The organism is Larkinella harenae (assembly GCF_054780515.1).
In genome coordinates, this window is record NZ_BAAGWE010000004.1 from 418,310 (window position 1) to 438,235 (window position 19,926).

Sequence of the window (19,926 nt, forward strand, 5' to 3'; positions counted from 1 at the left end):
TCCAGGACCTGACCGGTTTATCGTTGGTTTAATTTGGCGACTTGCGATGCTGGGTGCCAAATACTTTCAGGGCACCCTGGTTGGTGGATACCAAAAACAGCCGTTTACCCCGCCCGTTGAGCCCAATAACACTTTTGCAGTCACCATCCGCTAGAAAACCACTTTGTGGGAAAAGCAGTGGCCGGAAGTTTCCTTTGCCATCCCCTTTCAGGACCACACCGGTCAGTGCATCATACTGGCCCGCTACCGACTCGGCATCCAGGGCGTTACCGACCGCCAGAACGTCGAGATGGCCGTCCTGATCAACGTCTTCGACCCAGAAATCCTGAATAGGCCCCCACTGCGCCAGGGCAGGCAGCGGTTTGAGCCGGAAACGGCCTCCCGTGTTTTCGAGCAACATGCTTTGTTGCTGGCAGGCCCGCAAAACCGGACTGCCTTTTTGCCGGTCGGGGGGTAATAAGTCCGTAAGCTTCGCTTTGGCGTACTGGGCGTAGTTTGTAAACTGTTTTTTAATGAGGGGTAACTGTTTGCCCAGTTCGTCGCGGGAGGCAATCGGGTATTCTGCGCCATTGAGGTAGTAAGACGCTATGGCGTCGATCCGTCCGTTGCCGTCGTAATCACCCGCGTACACGCGCATAGGCTCTTTCGGTGACATGCGGTAACGGCTGTTGAGGCCCAGGTTTCCAACCACAAAATCCAGGTCGCCATCATGATCGAAATCACCCGCCCGGATGCAGTTCCAGAAACCGTCCGAATTCGTCAGAGCATCGCTGGCCTGACGGATTAGTTTCCCCCGGTTGTTTTTAAAAACCGTTATCGGCATGAGTTCACCTACCACCAGCAGGTCGGGCCACGAATCGCGGTCCAGGTCAGCCCAGACGGCATCGGTTACCATGCCGATTGTCCGTAAGTCCGGGGCCAGCTCGTTGGTGGCATCCCGAAACCGACCGCCTTCGTTGATCAGCAGGTAACTTTCACCGGGTAGGGGATATTGCAAGGCTTTGAGCCGACCGCCCCGGAACAAATCCAGATCGCCGTCGTGGTCGATGTCCACCGCCCGTACACACGACCCGCTGTGCCGAATTGTGGGCAATCGGTCGGTGGCCAGTTGGAAATTTCCTCTGCCGTCGTTGAGGTACAGCCGGTCCTGGAAATAAGCCGAACCGTCGAAATACTCGTTGGAACCGCTAACGATGTACAGGTCGTTGTCGCCATCGCCGTCGGCATCGAACAGCAATGCACCCACATCTTCCTCGTCTTTGGGTTGGGATTCGTCGGTATACGCTTTTTGGACAAATTTTCCGGAGGGCAATTGAAGCAACAGGTTGCCGTAATGCCGGAACGAACCACCCACGAACACGTCTTCCAAACCGTCGCCGTTTACGTCGCCTACCGCCAGTTTGGGGCCCTGCTGCGAGAGTTTATGCGGCAACAGCGGTTCCTGGTTGTAATCCAGATACGACTCTTCGCGGTGGACAAACTGAATACCGGTATCCTGGGTAACATCCGTCAGCAGCGTTGCAGGAGGGTTTTCGGCTTTCAAAACGGTTTGCTGGGCCTGCCGGTAGTCCAGCGCGATAATCCGGTCAATGGCCGGGTTTCTGATGGTTTGTGATTTGCCGTCCGGCCAGGTTACGGACAAGGAGTCAACGGTTTGGGCCGTTCCCAGACCGAAGTGAATCAGGTAATCGCTCGACGATTGAAAGCCGCGCGTCACGGTTTGGTGATGCGTTTGCGTCAAGCCGTTTGCGAAAACCGTCACGTTGGCACCCAGGCCAAACCGGTTCTGCGCCGGGCCTGTTAAGTGAGCTTGCAGGTAATGCCGGTTGACGGTATTGTTTTGCAGGATGTAAGCATCCTGATTGATGTTGTTGATAATCAGATCCAGATCGCCATCGCGGTCCAGGTCGGCGTAGGCTGACCCGTTCGAAAGGGAGGTTTCCGTGCCGAACCAGTCCGTAGTTACGTCAGCAAACGTCAGGTCGCGGTTGTTACGGAAAAATCGGTTGGCTTTCCGAATGCTCGGCATCTTGGGTGCGCCCTGCCGCAAATACTGGTTGATTTCCTCGGGTGTCTGATTGCCATCGCGGGCGAAGGCGTTGTTGAACGACACAAAATCCAGGTCGGTAATGTCGCGCAGATAACCGTTGGTGATGACCAGATCCCGCCAGCCGTCGTTGTCCAGGTCGGCCAGCAGGGGAGACCAGCTCCAGTCGGTGGCCGACACCCCGGCAAACTGCCCGATTTCCGAAAACACCATGTGGCCATCGGGGGCTTTGCCGCCGTTGACCTGGAGCATGTTGCGCATGAACTGCGGGTGGTAGCCCTGCCGGACGATGCTTTCAAACTGCTGGTAGTTGGACGGTCCCGCCATTTTCTTGCGTTGTTCGTTATCGGCCGGGAGCATATCGGCCACCACCAGATCCGTTAACCCGTCGTTGTTGATGTCGGCGGCATCGCAGCCCATCGAAAACTGGCTATGGTGTTTGAAATACGTTTTGCTAACCTCGTCGAAGGTGCCATTTTGGTTGTTTACATACAGAAAATCGTTCGCCAGAAAATCGTTCGCGACGTAAATGTCCTCCCAGCCATCGCCGTTGAAATCGGCGATGGTGAGCCCCAGTCCAAAACCGTCGTGCAGGATTCCGGCGGGTTTGGTCACTTCGGTAAATCGGGGGCCGGAAGCGTCAGAATCGTTGCGAAACAGCTTGTCATTGGCCAGCCCGGAACCGTCGGCAATGACCGGCGTAACCTGGTTGGGGTTGCGAATCAGGTTGGTGCTGGTGAGCAGGTACACGTCCAGATCGCCGTCTTTGTCGTAATCGAAAAAAGCGGCCTGGTTGGTATAACTGCTGTCGGCCAGGCCGTAGCGCTCGGCGCTTTCCTCAAAACGGAAGTTTCCCTGGTTGATGTACAATTGGTTTTTTCGCCCGCTACCCGCATAATTTCCGGACTTGCAGACGTAAATATCCAGCAAACCGTCGGCGTTGACATCGACCATCGTTACGCCCGTTGACCAGCCTCCGTTTTTCAGGCCGGCCTGGCTGGTCACATCTTCGAATGTCGGATGGTCAGAACCGGGTTTCGTGGTGTTGCGGTAAATCCGGTCGCCAACCTGATTGCCGGTGAAGTACAGATCGGGAAGGCTGTCGTTGTTCAGATCCCCGACGGCTACACCACCGCCGTTGTAAACGTAGTAGTAATCGACCAGGTTGAACGAATCATTTTCGGTCACGGTATTCCGAAAACGGACCCCCGATTCGGATGCGGATAAGGTGGTAAACAGCGTGCCGGGTTTTTGTTCGCAGGCCAGGAGGACGAGGAAAACCGAGCAGAAAAAGAGGTACTTCATGAGGGAAAGATCGCTAAAAAATCGGCATCAAAAAAGGGCTTTTGCAAGCCCCTTTCTGATCGATGGAAGGTTGTCGCCTACCAACCCGGATTTTGTTTGACATTCGGATTTCCCTGAATTTCTTTCAGTGGCAGGGGCAGTACATAATCGCGGGCTTTGAGCGTTCGGCCGACGCTGTATTTGGTAATGTAATGCTTGATATGGTCGCCCAGGTAATCCGGTTGCCCACCAAATTTGCTTTTCCGGCGTAACTCCGGATACATGACCTGCTCGAACACAAACTCCTGTTCGCGCTCTTTGATGATCGCATCGCGCAATGCCGACTGGCTTAATCCGCTCAACGCTGCCAGCCCAGCCCGTGCCCGTACTTTGTTGATACCCATGAATTTGTCGCCCGAATTGCTTTCGTTGCAGGCTTCGGAATGACCCAGCAGGATGTCGGCCAGCCGGAGGTAGATGGTATTCTTTTCAGTGTTGTTGTAATTGATGCCCAGCTCGACGAGCTTGCCGGCCCAGGCTTTTCCGAAAATCAACTGCGAAGGATCTTTCGGATTGGCGTCGGCTTTCACCACTCCGCCGAAACGTGACAAGTTGAAATCGGCTTTGGGGCTCCACTTCACAACGGGGTACTGGCCATCCACCTTGCCAAACCGCCCCGTCGGGTACGATTCGATGAAGGTGGCATCAATGCGCTTGTCTTTCGGATCGTACGAGGCCCGGAATTCCTGAGTGGCACTCAACCAGCTCCAGCCTGCCCCGCCCAGTTCACTGGGGTAATCTTCGGGGTTGAAGTGCGCGGAATGTACATTCCATTCGCTGGCGTTGGCTCCGGCGGATACCTGCGCTTCGAAAAGCCGTTCGCCCTGGTTCTCGTGTGCCAGGTCGAAATTGTAGCCGAAGTTTTCAAATAGCTGTAAACCGCTGTTGTTGACGATGTCTTCGGCCGTGGTTTTGGCGTCGGCCCATTTTTCGTCCCAGAGCTGGGCTTTCATCAGAATCGCTTTGGCGGCCCATTTGGTCGCCCGCCCGGCGTCGGCACCCGAGTACGAAGCGGGCAACACGTCCGCAGCGGCTTTGGCATCGGCGTAAATCTGATCAATGACGGCGCGTTTGCCGCCCGAATTGGACGGTAAATCACTGATGCCTTTGGTCGATTTGATCGTCAGCGGAGGATTGTCAAAGTAAATCAACAAACCGTAGTAATAGAACGCCCGCAGGAATTGCGCTTCGGCTTTCAGCCGTTTCACCAACGCATCGTTGGCCGGGTCCTGCATACCATCGGCAATCTCAATGGCGGCATTGGCCCGGTTGATGGACCGGTAGCTGATTTGCCAGTAGGCTTCGATGTATTCATCGGCGGTGCTGACGTTGCCCAGGTTGTACTGCAACGGGCCCTTTTCCCAGCCGATCTGGTCGCCCGTCAGGCATTCGAACACATAACGATCGTAGAAATAACCGGAGTAGCCGGAGTTCAGGTCGTCGTAAATTCCGTTGACGCCCAATTGCAGTTCGTTGGCTGATTTATAAAACGTATCGGGATTAATAAAATCCGGGGTCTCTTTTAAGTCCGAGCAGCCCACGCCCGCGGCCAGCATTGACACCAGCAGCAGCGATTTGAGTCGGGTAGAATGAAACAGGTTCATGAGTCTTTTGCGATTGAAGGGTTAGCGTTCTTACAGACCAAGGTTGACGCCGAACGTAAACATCCGGGCGCGTGGATAGGCATCGTAATCATCCCCCCGGTTCAGGTTGTTCTGGCCCTGGTTGTTTACTTCCGGATCGAAGCCTTTGTACTTGGTAATCAGGAAGAGATTCTGCCCACTGGCGTAAATCCGGGCGCTGCGGATGTACTTGGTATTCAGCGGCAGGTTGTAGCCCAGCGCCAGGTTTTGAAGCCGGGCAAACGAACCGTCCTGAATGAAGAACGAGGACCGACGGAACGAGATAAAATCCCGGCGACCGTCAATCACAGGGCGGCTGGCGTTCGGGTTTTCGGGAGTCCAAGAATCGGTCAGGATGTTGCCGATCTGGTTGATTTTCTGCACACCGTCGCCCATCTCCGATTGTTGCAGGTTACGCACGTCGTTGCCGTGAACACCCCGGAAGAAAATGGCCAGGTCGAAGTTCTTAAACTTGACGCTGGAATTCAGCCCCCAGGTAAATTTCGGGTTTGGGTCACCAATCGTCACGTAATCGTCGGAAGTGTATTTGCCGTCGCCGTTTACGTCCTCGTATTTCGGATACCCGGCACGGGCCGCAAAGCTTTTGCCTTCGTCGTCGGACTGGAACAGGCCAACGTACTTATAGCCCTTCCAGATGCCGATTGGATTGCCCGCTTCCACCCAGCTACCAAAAACCCCCAGGTGGCCGCTCGTGCTGTTGGCGAAGAAAGGCGTACTTTTACCCAGGTCCAGAATTTCGTTGCGCAGAATCGAAATGTTCCCGCTTACGTCCCACTTCCAGGCCGAGCTATTGAAGATTTTGTAGTTCGTCGAAAACTCGAAACCCTTGTTGGAAAGTGAGCCGGAGTTGAGCATGATGGTGCTGAAACCCGTACTCTGAGGAATGGAAACGTCCAGGAGCAAATCCGTGGTTTTGTTGTTGAACACGTCGAACGTCATCGACAGACGGTTGTTCAGCAGTGATAAATCCAGACCCAGGTTCAGCATGGCGGTGCTTTCCCATTTCAGATCGGGGTTGGCAATCCGATTCGGGCCGTACCCTGCCACCAGCGTGTTGCCCAGTACGTAGTTGTACGGCACCAGACCCGCCAGCGATCGGTACACCGGAATCTGCGAATTACCCGTCAAACCGTAGCTGGCCCGGAACTTGAAATCGTCGAACACCTTGCTCAGGCCGGAATTCTGGAAAAAATTTTCGTTGACCACCCGCCAGCCCAGGGCCGCCGACGGGAAATTGGCCCATTTGTTACTGGGGCCAAACTTGGACGAGCCATCGCGCCGAACGGTAACGGTCAACAGATAACGGTCTTTCAGGTTGTAGTTGACCCGGCCCAGAAACGATTCCAGCGTCCAGTCGAGCCGTCCGGAGTTGGGAACCTGCGGGCGGCTTCCGTTCTGCATGTTCACCGACAGCGGGTCATCGGATGGTAGCCCACGGGTGGAGGCTGAATTGAGCTTGTTGCTTTCCTGCTGGTAGGTGTATCCCAGCGTCACGTCCAGGTTGTGGCCCGGGCGAAGCTGCTTGTTGTAGCTCAGGATGTTTTCGTTCAGAATGCTGCTGACGTTACGGTTGGCGCGTTCCAGTTGCCGCGCATACTGCCGACCCGTGTAGGTATAGTTATTATAAAACGTGGTGCGTTCGGCAGTAACCACATCGGCCCCCAGGCTCGTTCGGAATTTCAGCCCTTCCAGTAGGTTGATGGTCAGGGCGGTGGTGCCAAACAGGCGGTTGATATTGTCCCGGTCGTACCCTTCCTGCGCTTCGGCCAGCGGGTTGATGATGAAACGCTGGTCGTAGCTGGGGTAGTTGTAAGCACCATTCTGGTCGTAAATGGCCACGGTAGGGTCCAGGCCCAGGGCGGTAATGATGATCCCGCCCGGACCGCCCCGGTCAGTGGCGACGTTGCTGCTCCCCGTGCGATTATACGACCAACTGTTGCTCAGCGTGGCCCGGCCGTTCAGAAAATCGTTGTCCAGGTTCAGGCGAAAACCGTAGCGTTTGAAAAAGGTGTTTTTAACAATTCCCGGATTGCTCAGGTAGTTGCCCACGAAGGCGTAGCGCGTCCCTTTTGTACCGCCCGTAAACGAAAGCTGGTGGTTGGAGAGGGCACCGGTTCGTGTAATAGCATTCAGCCAGTTGGTGCCTTCGCCAATCTGGTTAATCTGCGCGTCGGTAAAACGTGGACTACCGCCCTGGCTGCGTTCCAGAATATTCAGATACCGGGCATAATCTGCGCCGTTCAGCACCTCAATAGGCCGGGCAATCTGCTGGATCGAATACGAACCTTCGTAGTCCACCCGGCTGGCACCTTCTTTCCCGCGTTTGGTCGTAATGAGCACGACGCCGTTGGCCCCGCGTGACCCGTAAATGGAGGTCGCCGAAGCATCTTTCAGAATTTCGATGGATTCAATCTCGTTGGGGTTGATGGTGGCCATTGCGTTGCTGGCCTGCCGGTTACCGGCTGTTCCCATCGCACCGTTGTCGGGGTACATCGGAAAACCGTCGATGACGTACAGCGGCTCACTCCCACTGTTGATGGAGTTGGCACCCCGCACCCGGATGGAAATGCCTCCGCCCGGTGCTGCCGAGCTTTGCGTTACTTGTACCCCCGGCGCCCGCGATTGAATGGCCTGATCGACTGATACTACGGGCATTTCCTTGATGGCGTCGGCCTTGATGGTGGATACCGAACCGGTCAGGTCGCTTTTCCGCACGGTTCCGTATCCCACTACAACCACTTCTTCCAGGCTGCGATTGTCGGTCGTCATCCGAACGGTCAGGGTAGTTTGATTGCCCACGGCAATTTCCTGGGTGGTGTAGCCAACGTAGCTGAACACCATCGTTTCATTCGGGCTGGCGTTGAGCTGAAACGCACCCGCTGCGTCGGTTGTCGTGCCCCGGGTCGTTCCTTTGATTGTGATGGTCGCACCGGGTATTCCTTCGTTTCGCTCATCCATGACCCGTCCCTTGATCAGGTTTTGGGCAAAGGAGGTGAGCGTAAAGCAAACGAGCAACAAGATCGTTTGCAGACACCGTAGAGAGAAATGCATAGAAGAAACGGCTAAGGGTTTAGTTAAGGATTCGGGAACAGGAGTGAAAATAGTCAGTTGGCGCGGTAAAGTCCAAATAGTTATTTGCTTAATTCCAAAAATACAAAGATTAGGGGTGGCTCTGGGGAAATCAATGGCGAGAATAGGGATTAAGATGGATAATCTTACGGTTTCAATGGCCGATAAAAGTTTCTTCCAGCTCTTCCAGTGTTTTTCCTTTTGTTTCCTGGACATGGCGCCGGACAAACCAGAATCCCAGCAGACAGATTATGGCATACAGCCAGAAGGGGCCGTACGTGCCCAGCCATTCGGCCAGAATCGGAAACGTGAAAACCAGCACAAAGTAAGAGCCCCACAGCGCCAGCACCGCCACCGACAGCGCCAGTCCCCGAACGCGATTCGGAAAAATCTCCGAAATCAATACCCAGGTGATGGGGGCCAGGGAAGTTGCATACACGCTGATGGCCAGGAGTACAAACACCGACAGCAGCCCCGACGACGCGCCGGTTTTGAGCAGCGTAGCAATAATAACGTACAGTACGGAAAGGCCGAGCGTGCCGATGAGCATCAGCGGTTTTCGGCCCAGCCGGTCGACCTGCCACATAGCCACCAGCGTAAACACCAGATTGACCACACCAATGGCAACGGTTTCAAAAAGTTGGCGATCCAGGTTGGCACCGACGGTCTCAAAAATGGTGGAGGTATAGTTGAATACCACGTTGATGCCGCACAATTGCTGCAAAACGGCTAATCCCATGCCCACAAAAATCGCCGGGCGGACACTTTTTTCCCACAGCAGTGCAAACGAAGACTTCCCGGTTGTTTCTTTTGACCGGTTAATGGCCGCAACGGTTTGCTGGACGAAAGCATCCCCGCCAATCCGGCGCAAGATGGTTTCACCCTGACCAACGTTTCCGGTCTGCACCAGCCAGCGCGGACTTTCCGGCAGCCAGAAAACGCCCAACAGAAAGCAGGCCGACGGTACCGCACCCAAGCCGAACATCCAGCGCCAGGCGTCAGGCCCCTGATCGGCCAGGTTATAGTTCACCAGGTTCGTAATCAGAATCCCAACAACAATGGTCAACTGGTTGATCGACACGTTACGACCCCGCACTTCGGCCGGCGAGATTTCGGCAATGTACAAGGGGCTCAACGTAGATGCCATGCCGACGCCAATACCGGCAAAAAAACGCATAGCGATAAAAACAGACAGGGTACTGGAAAAAGCCATACCAAGGGACGATAGCGCAAAGATGAGGGCAGCTACCATCAGTCCCGGCTTGCGCCCGTAACGGTCGGCCAGGGTGCCCGCCAGCAGACACCCGACCATGCAGCCCAAGGCCAGCGAACCGGTCAGGAAGCCTTCCCACCAGGCCGTCAGCCCAAAATAAGTGCGAAGAAACGGCAGTGCGCCCGAAATGACGGCAAAATCAAAGCCGAACAGGTAGCCGCCCAGCGCCGAAATAAAGGCAATGCCGAAAATATAGTTTGCATTAAGACCGTTGGTTGCCATGACGGTTGTTGGAACAAATTGAAAATTGAGCAAGAAAAGGAGACTGTTCTGTATTTTTACGGACTTTCACCTAGCCCGTACCCCAGTAAAAAGCGATATGATCAGGAAGAAGGAAGGCTTTGCCGGACAACGCAGCTGCGTCTTGCCCAGTGATCTGAAGAAACAGGTCGCCGTTCATCCCCTTTGCGAAACGTTGTACATCACCGACATTGGGTATTACCCGAAAGCGGCTTTTCACGACCGCGAACGCCGGAAAGGCAGCCCCCAGCACATTCTGATTTACTGTGTTCAGGGGGAAGGCTGGTATTTTCTCAACGAACAGAAATACAGCGTCAAGCCCAACCAGATGTTTATCCTGCCGGCTGAACTGGCTCACCGCTATGGCACCGATGCCCGGAACCCCTGGACGATATACTGGCTGCATTTTACGGGCTCGCGGGCGCATCATTTTTTAGATTTTTTGAAGTCGGACCGTGACAAGCCGGAGCACGATTTTGCTCCGGTAACGGTTTCTCCCCAGCCCGAACGGTTTCAACTGTTTGACGACATCCTGGCGCACGTTGAAATGTCGTTTAACCTGGATAATGTTATTTACGCCAACAGCAGCCTGGCGCGTTTTCTGGCGACGTTCAACACGGCGGTTTACAACCCCAATACCCTCGTTCAACCGGAAAATGACCCGGTCAGCCGGACCATCTCGTTTATGAAAGAAAACCTGAGTAAGTCGCTCAGTTTGGAAGAGCTGGCCCAGGTTGCGGGCATGTCGGCTTCTCATTACTCGGCGGTTTTTCGGGCCAAAGTACAAAGTGCGCCCATCAACTTTTTCACCTTTTTGAAAATTCAGGAAGCCTGTCGCCTGCTCGAAAACACCCGGTTCCGCATCAAGGAAGTGGCCTACCAGATCGGCTACAGCGACCCTTACCATTTCAGCCGGGTTTTCTCGCACGTCATGGGCGTGTCGCCCCGTGAATTTCGCCAGCGCCGGAAAGCCTAACCTGCTACTTCCAGAAGAGCCAGAAAATGGATCATCTTCCGATGCACCGCAGCTCCCTGGTGGTTGACATCCCGCGCCAGAACGCGGTCAAAGCAGTCGGTCGCCTGCTGCGTGTGGTTGCTGCCCAAGCCTAAATAACCCAATCCCATCAGGTAATCGCAATGCATCCGGTTTCGCTCGTTCAGGTCAGCGTCGAATACCAGCAGATCGGGTAGTGAAACGGCGAAGTAGTCGATCTTGATGGAGTCGTTACGGTGCGCCTGTCCGTACTCGATCAGACGGGTAAAGAGGGATTCGGCCCGCTCGTGCAACCCCAGCTTTTTGCGGGCTAGCCCCTGATAAAATAGTTTGTCCGGCTGCTGGTCGTTGTAAAAGACGGCCTGTACCGGCGCTTCCAGCCCCACCGACGCCCGCTCAAAATAGCCTTGGGCGGTTTTCGATTCGCCCAGTCCTTCATAAGCCAGGCCTTTCAGGTAAAAAATGTCGGGTTCGTGAACGCCAAATAATTTGCCTTCACCCAGATTCGGCGGATAGGTTTCGGCGGCTTCCAGCAGCGTCAGCGCTTCGGCGTAATTGGTGTTTTGCAGCGCCTGTTTGGCCAGCTCGAGGTGGCAAATCAGGTATTGACCCACTACTTTGCCTTCGCCCCCTTCCCAGGGATGAAATTGCCGGGCGGCCAACAAATCGCGGGCTTTCTGGTGATCGCCCAGCTGGTTGTACAGGGTGATTCGCTCCAGATACAAATCATCCCGCTGCTCGGTGATGGCGCGGTGTTTTTCCAGCAGTGCCAGTCGCTCGGCGGGCGGGTGGTTTAGCTTCTTGTACAATTGATCCAACTCCATGAACACCCGTGCATCGGTCGGGTCCAGCGTAAATGCCTTTTCCAGGGCCGTCCGGGCCTGTTCGGGCTGCCGCCGTTTGTTATAATAGGCCAGCGACAGATTTCGGAAGACTGTCGGGAAGGTATCCTTCAGGCTAACCGAGCGTTCCCAGGCAGCAATGGCTTCGTCATACTGGCGGTTGGCGTACCAGAAATTTCCCAGAAAATACCAGGTGGGGGCGTGATTGATGGGCTGATTCTGACGGACTTGCGAAGTCGCCCACTGCAAAACGAGCAACTCTTCCAGCCGGTTGGGAAACACAAAGTCCGGACTAGCGTCTGTTGCTTTTTTAAGATATTCCTGAGCGGTTTCGCTTTGGCCCAACTGATGATGGAAATGGGCCAGGAAATAGTACACCATCGGGTAAACGGCTTGCCCGGACGGCTGCCATTCCGACAGCAGGGCAATAGCTTCGTCGTACAGTCCGGCGCGGCTGTAATCCAGCGCGTAGGCCAGGTAATTATGGACGTAATGCCGCATCAGCGTATTCAGCTCCCGGCGTGTTTGGGCCGCTTTCGACGGCTCATCTGTCTGCTCAAGGAGCGATTTCTCAAACAGGCAACCAAAGTGAAACCGATCAAGAGCCAATGTGTCGTCGATAAGCCGTCGGGCTTCTGCCGTCTGCCCGGTTTTGCGTAGTAAAGCCACTTTCAGATGCCGCGCCGAATGGCCGTGCCAGTTGCGGATTAACGATTGCTCAGCCAGCTTCAGCGCTTTATCGTACGTTTTCCGGTGCGTGGCAATGCGGGCCAGTTCGAGGAAACTGGTGCCCTGCCAGGCCGCATTCCAGGTGGCTTTGTAAAAGGCGTCGTACGCTTCGTCGTAGCGACCCAGCAGTTGCAGACAAAGCCCCAGATTGTAATAGGGTTCGCCGTCGTAGGGGTTGGGGTTGCGCTGTGTCAGCGTCTGAATGGCCCGCCGGAAATACGGTTCAGCTTCGGCAACCTGTCCGCGTCGAAGCAGCCAGAGCCCCATTGCGTTGTTGCTCCGGACATCGCCGGGATCGCGCCGGAGCGCTTCCTGGTAATAATCGGTGGCCACGTAAGTCGCGTGTCGGTATTGCTCGATGTGCAAACCCGTCAGGTATAACTGCTCGTTATTCTCCACGTCGGCGGGATCTTGGGCTGCCTGGGCCGGATCCGGAATGGTCTGCTCTGCGGTTTCTTCGGGTTGGTACGTGACCAGTTCGATCGCGTCAACGGTTTTAACGACCAGCCGTAGTTCCGCTGGGGTTATCACCGGGTAGTTGATTTCGTAGAGGAAAGGCTGTTCGGGCGCCAGATCAACGGTTTTCTCAAGGATAGCCTTTCCGTTCTGAGTCAATTGGACCGTGGCACCGGCGTAAACGGCGGTTGCATAGACGCTTATCTTGACGGTTTTTGCCGTCCATTCCAAATTAACAGCGGCTTCTTTCGTGGCATTCTTGACCAGTCCAATTTCACTGTATGGCATGAAATACTGCGTAAACTGCCGCTCTTCATTGGGCATGATCCACGAAAAATCCGGCTGATTGTCCGTGAACACGCCGGTCATTAGCTCGATGTACGGGCCGTCCTCGTCGGTCAGGTTGCGGTCCCAGGCGTAGCCGAATTCGCCATTGCCCCAGGTCCATTGTTTTTTGCCCGGCGACAGGTGATGATCGGCCACGTGCAGCAAACCGCCCCGGCTGTCGTGTTCGTAGCCGCCCATGAAGTCGTACTTCGAGGCCACGGCCATGTACGAGGTTGGTACCGGGATCGTTGCATAACGAGAAATGTCAGTGCCCGGTGCATAATCCACTTTGTAGTACGTTCCCTTCGCAATCGGAAAGGCCGAAACGTCTCGTTTTCCGTGATCGAACACCGCATAGACATCCGGCGGAAACACGGACTGGTAGTGATCGTTGACCTTGACGGCGGGGTTGGCCCACCACAGGAAGGTTTGCGGCAATTGGGTGCGGTTGTAGAGCACGCCCTGAATTTCCAGGTACGCCTTGTCGGGGTACAGTCGGAAGCCCGCCATTCCTTTCGTCTGAAACATTCGCTCCACTTCACTAACCCACACCGTTTTGGAGCCATCGGCATGGGCTTCCGTGGTGTAGTCCACCGGTTCGAACGTGCTGGGACGGTGGTGCTGCGGCCAGTTGAACTCGATTCCGCCCGAAATCCACGGTCCCGTCAACCCCACAAGTGCGGGTTTTATGACCTGATTATAATAGATAAAATGACGGTTTTTGACCTTGTCGTACGCCATCTGTATCCGGCCACCCAGCTGGGGCAAAACCATGATTTTCAGGTAGCGGTTTTCGAGAAAAATAGCCTGATACACCCGGTCTTCCTTGTGGTCGTCGATCTTCTCGATGACGGCATTCGGATACACCACGCCACTGCTGCCCTGGTAGACCCGCTTTTCGAGAAACATCGGATTTTTTTCGGGAGCCCCAACACCGTAGGTGGGAATGATAACCGATTCTTCCCACACATGTACTTCCTGCAAAGCCATAAATTCGTTTAGCGGAGATGATAGGTTTGTTTATTTCTTTTGGACGGGACTAACCAGCGTGGTTTCCTGCTGAAACAATTGGTTGATCTGCTCGACCGAAAGCGCGTGGGTCGGCTTGAACCGGCTGCTGTTCATATAGTTCAATAGGCTGTATTTCAGCTGGCGGGCCGCGGGTCGCTGGGCTAAGTCCTTTTCCAGATCGATGCTGCAAACCAGCAGGTTTCCTTTGCCGACCCGCCCCTCGAACGCCAGCGACAACCGGCGGTTTTCAAACCAGGTATCAATCGGCTGAATCAGGGGGCGGAGCGTTTTCGGGAAACCGTTGAGAATGACTGTTTGGGAGTGGCTGACCAGATCCTGCCACTGGTAATTGCTGCTGGATTCTGTCGGGAAGGCTGCAAACAGCGGGTGTGCCGGATCGCAGAGCAGCCCCAGCGTCTGGGGCGCCTGGCCTTTTGTCCACGATGTGTTCCAGAATACGCTCGAAAAGCCAATTTCCACTTCGGCACCTTTGCCTTTTCGGACATGCCCGTAGGGCAGCAATAACACGTTGGCCCCGTTTTGCAACTGGTTGACAACATAGGCAGTCAGTGAGTGGGTGACAATCACCTTGCCCGTGGCCGCGTCAGGGTTGGTGCCCGCCGGGTACACCCAGAAGTTCCAGGCGTTGGTAAGGTTCGTACCTTTCAGGGCTACTTTCAACGTCAGCATCTCCGGTTTTTTGAAGCCCGACAGCGGCAATTGAACGGTGCCGACGGTTTGCCCGTTGTCGATGGCAACCCGCTCTTTTTGCAATGTGCCTCTCTGCCTGATTTTCCCCGCGGCATCGAGTACCTGCCAGGTCACGGTTTGATTCTGCAACTCCTGGGCACCGAAATGGGCTATTTCCAGCGCGGCCTGTAGCGTTTCATTGTTTTCGTAAATCAGCTTGTCCAACCGGGCCAGCAAAACCGTCGTGTTGTTAAACATCCGGTATTCTTCCGGAGAGGTGTAACCTTTCGATTCCCAGAATACGTCCAGCGCCCCGACCAGGGCCGTACCCTGGCCCGGGAAATCGTGCAGGCCCAGCAACTGAAAACCGGCAAAACCGGGCGTGCGCAGGGCCGCTTCAATGTCGGCTTTGTAACAGAGGGTTTGCAACCGGCCCGACGCGTGCAGAAAGGCTTCGGCCTGATCGCCCATGCCTGCCTCTTCGAGGGTTTCTTTGAAAATCTCGAAATTGGTCGGCTTCACCACACCCTTGTATTTGACCATCTCCTTGAAATTTGGGTAGACACACCACTGCCCAATTTCGTGGCTAATGTACGGGGCCGAAGCCTTTTGGATGATCTCCCGCCAGTCGTAGCCGGTTTGGGGAGGCTTGGCGTTGATGATGCTGTTGACACCCTGACCCCACTGCTGAATCCGGGCGTCGGAGTGAACGTGGAACTGGTTTTCGGGCAGCATCGGCCAGCCCGCTCCGCTGGTGTAGAGTCGCCGGCTGTCTTTCTGTTTGAAATGGTCGACCCAGCGGCCCAGAAAATCCGACTGAAAAGCGCCACCCGGTTCGTTGCCATACGACATCATGCAGAACGATGGATGATTTCCGTACGCTTTCAGGATGCGCTCCGATTCGCGGTAAATAAAGTCGTCGATCACGCCACCGGTTCCGACGGCGCTGCTTTGATTGGCCCAGAGCGGACTTTCCACGTACAGATACACGCCTAACCGGTCGGCCACTTCGAAAGCCGCTTCGGGCGGGCACCAGGAATGGAAGCGCAGGTGATTCAGACCGTACGCTTTGGCCGTTTTCATGATTTTTTCCCAGTAGGGTTCGGTGGTAGGCGGGTAACCCGTTAACGGAAAAGCCGCGCAATCGACGTCACCCCGCAGAAAAATGGGCCGCCCGTTGATGGTCAGCCGGGTGCCGTTGGTGCCCATTTCGCGCATCCCGAACGGTACCGTTTTTTCGGAAAGTACCTCGCCCTGATCGCTGATTAACTGGGCGCGTAATTGGTATCGGTTGGGGGTAAATTCATCCCAAAGCTGCGGGTTTGGAATCGCATAGGTAGCCGTAACGGTGGTTTCTTCGGTAGAAAAATTGACGGGTTGCTCCTGGTTGGGCAAGGTCGTTGCGTTCGGTTGCAGGGGTTTGGCCTGGAGAATAATCTTGCCCCGAAAGGTTTGACGCCGGGGTTGCTGCAAAGCAAGTTTTACGTCAATGGCTTGGGCTCCAGGTTTCGGATGGACCTGAACGTCTTCAAAGTACGTCGGTGATCCGGCGGTTAGGGAGAGGTCGCCAACCAGGCCGTTCCAATTGGTCTGTGTGTGGTCCGCAACGCTGTGGGAGTTGGGGCCGATGTGCATTTGGTAGCGGTTATCCACCCGCACCACAATCGTATTCCGGCCCGGGCGCAGGGCTTTGCTCAGGTCGAACTGGTGGGGGGCAACCAGGCTGTTGCGGGTGCCGCAGAATTGGCCGTTGACGTACACCATCGTTTCCCAGTGACAGCGTTCCAGGTTTAAGGTGAGCTGTTTTTTAGCCCAGTCCGCCGGAATGTCGATTTGCCGTTTGTACCAGGCCGGACCGGCATAATATGTAACGGGCTTAAGCCAGAACGGGATTTTGATGACTCCCTGCCGGTATTTTTGATACCGGTCCGAGACAAAGTACGTACTGTCAAAAACGTCACCTGTCCAGGGCGTTTGCAGGGTGACCTTGTTGCCTTTGCCGTTTTCCGTGAGCGAACCGGGCAGCGTCACCCGGTCGGGATACTCAAGTTGCCACCAGTGCTGGCGTACACCCAGATCGTCCGGATCCAGACGAAGTTGCCACTCACCGGCCAACGAGAGTTTTTGTTGAGCAAGGACCCGACTTGATGCGATAAACCAGATCGCGAGCACAAGGGCACTGATGCCTGGCCATAATTTTTGCATACACAGTAAGGGTTAACGGCGGAAGGTGTATCAGAATGGTATGCAAAAAACACAAGTTTATATCCGATAAACCATAGCACTAATTGGGAAAAAGATGGATAATTTAACGGCAGAGTGACGGCTAGAGAATGGACAACCGGCCAGTTAGCAGATCCAGACGATGAGTAACTGGCTTGCCACCAGATCAGTAGGTCAGGCCATTACGTAAAAAGTAACCAGTTTTTCGAAGTGTGTGAACGCCTGATTTTATATCGTTGCGGAGTGTTTGTACGGTTGCAGGATGCTGTAGCCCTCTTCAGTTAGTGCCTGGGCCGATCGGCTACCCACTACGTAATAAAAATCGTGTTGCTCGTGTTTAACTACGGCGTGTTTTTTGCCGGTTTGGCGAAATTTTTTAGTACAGGCGCTTAAGGCTTTCAGTTCATCATCGAACTGGTTCTGATGAGCCTCATTCAGGGCTTTGGCGAGTTTGCTCAGGCGAATGTACGAGCGGATGGAGGTAAACACGGCGTTCTGGTTTTTATGATTACGGTTGCCAGCAAGTTATAGTCTATTCGTTTTGCCATCTCAAAAGATGCTATCAACAACGTATACTAGTGTACAGACGGCCAAAAATAGTAAGTAAGGGTAGGCGCCAGGTAAAGTAAGTTGCTTCGATTGAACGAGACTCGGGGATTCCAGTCGAAAAAGAATAGGTGACGGTTAGCGTTTGTAAACCAGCTGGTTTTGGTGGGATTTTTGTCAGTTTGCCAACAAAATAAAAAATATAGCGTCAATAAAGCTCTTGTTTTCGGAACTTTGTAGACCAACCTCGTATCAATGAACTACCAACCACTGCCCACTCCGGAAAAATACCGCTTACTGGATCATTCGGTTCGCCTAGTATGGGAAAGCCTGACGCTTCCTCAAATCAATTGGTTAGTAAAGCAGTCCTTCTACTTCAAGGAGTTTGTATTTGCCGACCTTCCCTATTATGGACAGGTTTTTTCGCTCGACATTAAGATTGGACCGGATCAGCTAACGACTCTCTATTTCCCTAAAGCAGAAGTTGGGACCATGACCGATGAAATGATCCGGCAAATTATTGATGAGTTAGTGACCGTTCCGGTTGAATCGCAGAGCATGGTATAATAGCATAGCGGATTTCTGGCAACTCCGCCATTCACGATTAGCTTGTACGCCCGCGCTTTCGCCAAAATCATCATCCGACCCGTTTTTTTATACGCTCCCTTCTCATGGTCCAAATTCTGGTCGCGGCCGGGGAGGTGTGCGTATATCACGGAAAACCGAAACAAATTAGCCCATTTGGTTGTCAACTGGAAATGAATGATTCATAACAGTTATCGTCGCTATGCACAAACTATCGGCTGTATTAGGTTTATTGATTACGCTTTCCGCGCTGCTTAGCTTCCGGCAGACGGACGGATGGCTGGGGAAATGGTCGGGTGAGCACCCGGATGGCGTGACTTACACCATCCGGGTCAAGGATCAATACCGGGGGATGAATCTGTGTGAAATTCACGCAACAGGGGTGCAAACGTTCTACCGCCTGGAGTGTTGGGCAACGGGCAACCCCAGCACTTTAAAAGTGTATTACCGATCTACCCTGGAAGGCGCTTTTCATGCCGCAAACCGCGTGAAACTAAACGATCCATTCGTGATTTTAACGCGTGAAAAAGGAAAAGTGGATTGGCAATGGCAGCAGGTGTTCGATGGAAAAATAGCCATGCGTAAACGTTGACAGGATTGGGAAGCAAATCCAGCTATGCTGCTGTCGCATCTCAACTATTGGAGCCTGTCTGGCAGGAATGGGCTTTTTTATTTCCATAAAAATAGCCGGAAAGCAAAGGCCGTCCGGCTATCCAAAGTTCATCCTCAGAGTTAACAACCATTATACATTCCACAGCCAGTAAAACCGCTACCCTAACCTGGCGTTTCAAACGATTAGCAAACGGGCCGAAGCCGGGTTCTCGGTAGAACTCAGCCGCAAGGTCCATTCAGCTCTTTCTACAGTTGATCCTTGGTGATGGTTGGGTATAAGGAGGGTTTATTTTCCACTGCAGGTTGGAAAAAGATTCTATCAAAATTCTGTTTGACTGTTTAATATGCCATTTCAGCCCCCAATATCAGTTATTCAGCCTTTATTTTTTTATGAAAAACCTATTGTTGCCGAGCTTAGGCTAAAAATAGAGTTGAACTTTCAAGCCCGGCAACTATTTTGCCGGGTTTTGATTTTCGGAGGTTTGTTAGACTGTTCGTTGTTAGGAGTATTCTTTCTAAATTCGCTTACTATCATCCTGCCTCCAGAAGCTATGCTATCCCTTCTTAAGCTTTCCGCCCTTATCTATGTGCTATCCTTCGTGCCTTTAACGGTTTCAGCTCAGCACTGTAGCCACCTGCTTGCCCGGAACGAAAATAAAAAGGAAGGTCGTATCGGCTTTCGAACGACCTTGCTCAACCAGCCGATTGAAGCCACTAAATCCATGTCTAAAGGCACTACTAACTACTTGCTTAGACTTGAAGTGTTGGGCAAATCAAAACTTCCTTACAATTTTATGTTAACGCTTAAATTGGAAAATGGAGCTAAAATTGAGAAGAATCAGCAAGAATTGGCAGGGCATATCATGGAATCCAACGTTCAAAATGATCCCAGAAAAGTCTATATGGTTTTTGTTAAATTGTCACAGAATGATTTGGAACTTCTGGCGGAAAACCGCATGACTAACTATCAATTACATCGGTTTGCTGTTGCATTGAAACCGGAAAATCAGGACATCTTTCAGCAGTCAATCAAATGTTTGATAGAGGCTAAATAAAAATTGACCCTTGCAAAATATTGTCAGTTGAATAGGTTATGACGCCCACACAATGCGTGATTTAGATTCGGGGCTTTAAAAAAATGGTAGGATTAGTTGGCCTTCTTTATAACTGTCTTAGCCCCTTAAATAGTTGGAGACAAAATCTAAAAAGGATTTGTCACTAACTTTAAGGAAATGAAGAAAGAAAAACGAGTTTTTACTCCCGAACACCGGGAATCAATCCTGAAAGAAGCCGCA

11 protein-coding genes are annotated in these 19,926 nt (G+C 53.4%); 4 read left to right on the forward strand and 7 right to left on the reverse strand.

The window, feature by feature from the left end; genetic code table 11:
• Positions 1-28 precede the first annotated feature (28 nt).
• The 4 genes from ACYVH9_RS21795 to ACYVH9_RS21810 all read right to left on the reverse strand — a co-directional run bounded on the left by ACYVH9_RS21795 (position 29) and on the right by ACYVH9_RS21810 (position 9,598).
• A complete protein-coding gene (locus ACYVH9_RS21795; RefSeq protein ID WP_460638519.1) occupies positions 29-3,352 on the reverse strand; it encodes a VCBS repeat-containing protein in 3,324 nt (1,107 codons plus the stop codon).
• A 77-nt stretch (positions 3,353-3,429) separates the two neighbouring features.
• Positions 3,430-4,995, reverse strand: coding sequence for a RagB/SusD family nutrient uptake outer membrane protein (locus tag ACYVH9_RS21800; RefSeq protein WP_460638520.1), 1,566 nt, complete (start codon positions 4,993-4,995; stop codon positions 3,430-3,432).
• A gap of 30 nt (positions 4,996-5,025) precedes the next feature.
• The gene (locus ACYVH9_RS21805; protein ID WP_460638521.1) at positions 5,026-8,085 is read right to left on the reverse strand and encodes a SusC/RagA family TonB-linked outer membrane protein; all 3,060 of its coding nucleotides are present in this window, start codon (positions 8,083-8,085) and stop codon (positions 5,026-5,028) included.
• 172 nt (positions 8,086-8,257) lie between these two features.
• Entirely contained in the window at positions 8,258-9,598 is a 1,341-nt protein-coding gene (locus tag ACYVH9_RS21810) for a sugar porter family MFS transporter (protein WP_460638522.1), read from the reverse strand.
• Positions 9,599-9,695: 97 nt separating this feature from the next.
• Here ACYVH9_RS21810 and ACYVH9_RS21815 point away from each other — a divergent pair, with 97 nt between their 5' ends.
• A complete protein-coding gene (locus tag ACYVH9_RS21815) occupies positions 9,696-10,592 on the forward strand; it encodes an AraC family transcriptional regulator (protein ID WP_460638523.1) in 897 nt (298 codons plus the stop codon).
• On the opposite strand, the gene ACYVH9_RS21820 is transcribed toward ACYVH9_RS21815, so the two are convergent.
• From ACYVH9_RS21820 to ACYVH9_RS21830, 3 genes are all read right to left on the reverse strand, one after another.
• Positions 10,589-13,954, reverse strand: coding sequence for a DUF5107 domain-containing protein (locus ACYVH9_RS21820; protein ID WP_460638524.1), 3,366 nt, complete (start codon positions 13,952-13,954; stop codon positions 10,589-10,591). The genes ACYVH9_RS21815 and ACYVH9_RS21820 overlap by 4 nt on opposite strands.
• A gap of 30 nt (positions 13,955-13,984) precedes the next feature.
• Complete coding sequence (locus ACYVH9_RS21825) at positions 13,985-16,870, reverse strand: sugar-binding domain-containing protein (RefSeq protein ID WP_460638525.1); 2,886 nt, start codon at positions 16,868-16,870, stop codon at positions 13,985-13,987.
• Positions 16,871-17,116: 246 nt separating this feature from the next.
• Positions 17,117-17,377, reverse strand: coding sequence for a hypothetical protein (locus ACYVH9_RS21830; RefSeq protein ID WP_460638526.1), 261 nt, complete (start codon positions 17,375-17,377; stop codon positions 17,117-17,119).
• A 312-nt stretch (positions 17,378-17,689) separates the two neighbouring features.
• On the opposite strand from ACYVH9_RS21830, the gene ACYVH9_RS21835 reads away from it, so the two are divergent.
• From ACYVH9_RS21835 to ACYVH9_RS21845, 3 genes are all read left to right on the forward strand, one after another.
• A complete protein-coding gene (locus ACYVH9_RS21835) occupies positions 17,690-18,001 on the forward strand; it encodes a hypothetical protein (RefSeq protein WP_460638527.1) in 312 nt (103 codons plus the stop codon).
• A 220-nt stretch (positions 18,002-18,221) separates the two neighbouring features.
• Positions 18,222-18,611 carry a DUF5991 domain-containing protein gene (locus ACYVH9_RS21840; protein ID WP_460638528.1) on the forward strand — a complete coding sequence of 130 codons (390 nt, stop codon included), beginning with the start codon at positions 18,222-18,224 and terminating at the stop codon, positions 18,609-18,611.
• Between the two features lie 364 nt (positions 18,612-18,975).
• Positions 18,976-19,686, forward strand: a complete 711-nt coding sequence (locus ACYVH9_RS21845) for a hypothetical protein (protein ID WP_460638529.1) — start codon at positions 18,976-18,978, stop codon at positions 19,684-19,686.
• Positions 19,687-19,926 lie beyond the last annotated feature (240 nt).

Bases quoted from the DNA above. Each gene is read 5' to 3' on its own strand.
- ACYVH9_RS21795 (WP_460638519.1), bottom strand. From the start codon at position 3,352: ATGAAGTACCTCTTTTTCTGCTCGGTTTTCCTCGTCCTCCTGGCCTGC.
- ACYVH9_RS21800 (WP_460638520.1), bottom strand. From the start codon at position 4,995: ATGAACCTGTTTCATTCTACCCGACTCAAATCGCTGCTGCTGGTGTCA.
- ACYVH9_RS21805 (WP_460638521.1), bottom strand. From the start codon at position 8,085: ATGCATTTCTCTCTACGGTGTCTGCAAACGATCTTGTTGCTCGTTTGC.
- ACYVH9_RS21810 (WP_460638522.1), bottom strand. From the start codon at position 9,598: ATGGCAACCAACGGTCTTAATGCAAACTATATTTTCGGCATTGCCTTT.
- ACYVH9_RS21815 (WP_460638523.1), top strand. From the start codon at position 9,696: ATGATCAGGAAGAAGGAAGGCTTTGCCGGACAACGCAGCTGCGTCTTG.
- ACYVH9_RS21820 (WP_460638524.1), bottom strand. From the start codon at position 13,954: ATGGCTTTGCAGGAAGTACATGTGTGGGAAGAATCGGTTATCATTCCC.
- ACYVH9_RS21825 (WP_460638525.1), bottom strand. From the start codon at position 16,870: ATGCAAAAATTATGGCCAGGCATCAGTGCCCTTGTGCTCGCGATCTGG.
- ACYVH9_RS21835 (WP_460638527.1), top strand. From the start codon at position 17,690: ATGAACTACCAACCACTGCCCACTCCGGAAAAATACCGCTTACTGGAT.
- ACYVH9_RS21840 (WP_460638528.1), top strand. From the start codon at position 18,222: ATGCACAAACTATCGGCTGTATTAGGTTTATTGATTACGCTTTCCGCG.
- ACYVH9_RS21845 (WP_460638529.1), top strand. From the start codon at position 18,976: ATGCCATTTCAGCCCCCAATATCAGTTATTCAGCCTTTATTTTTTTAT.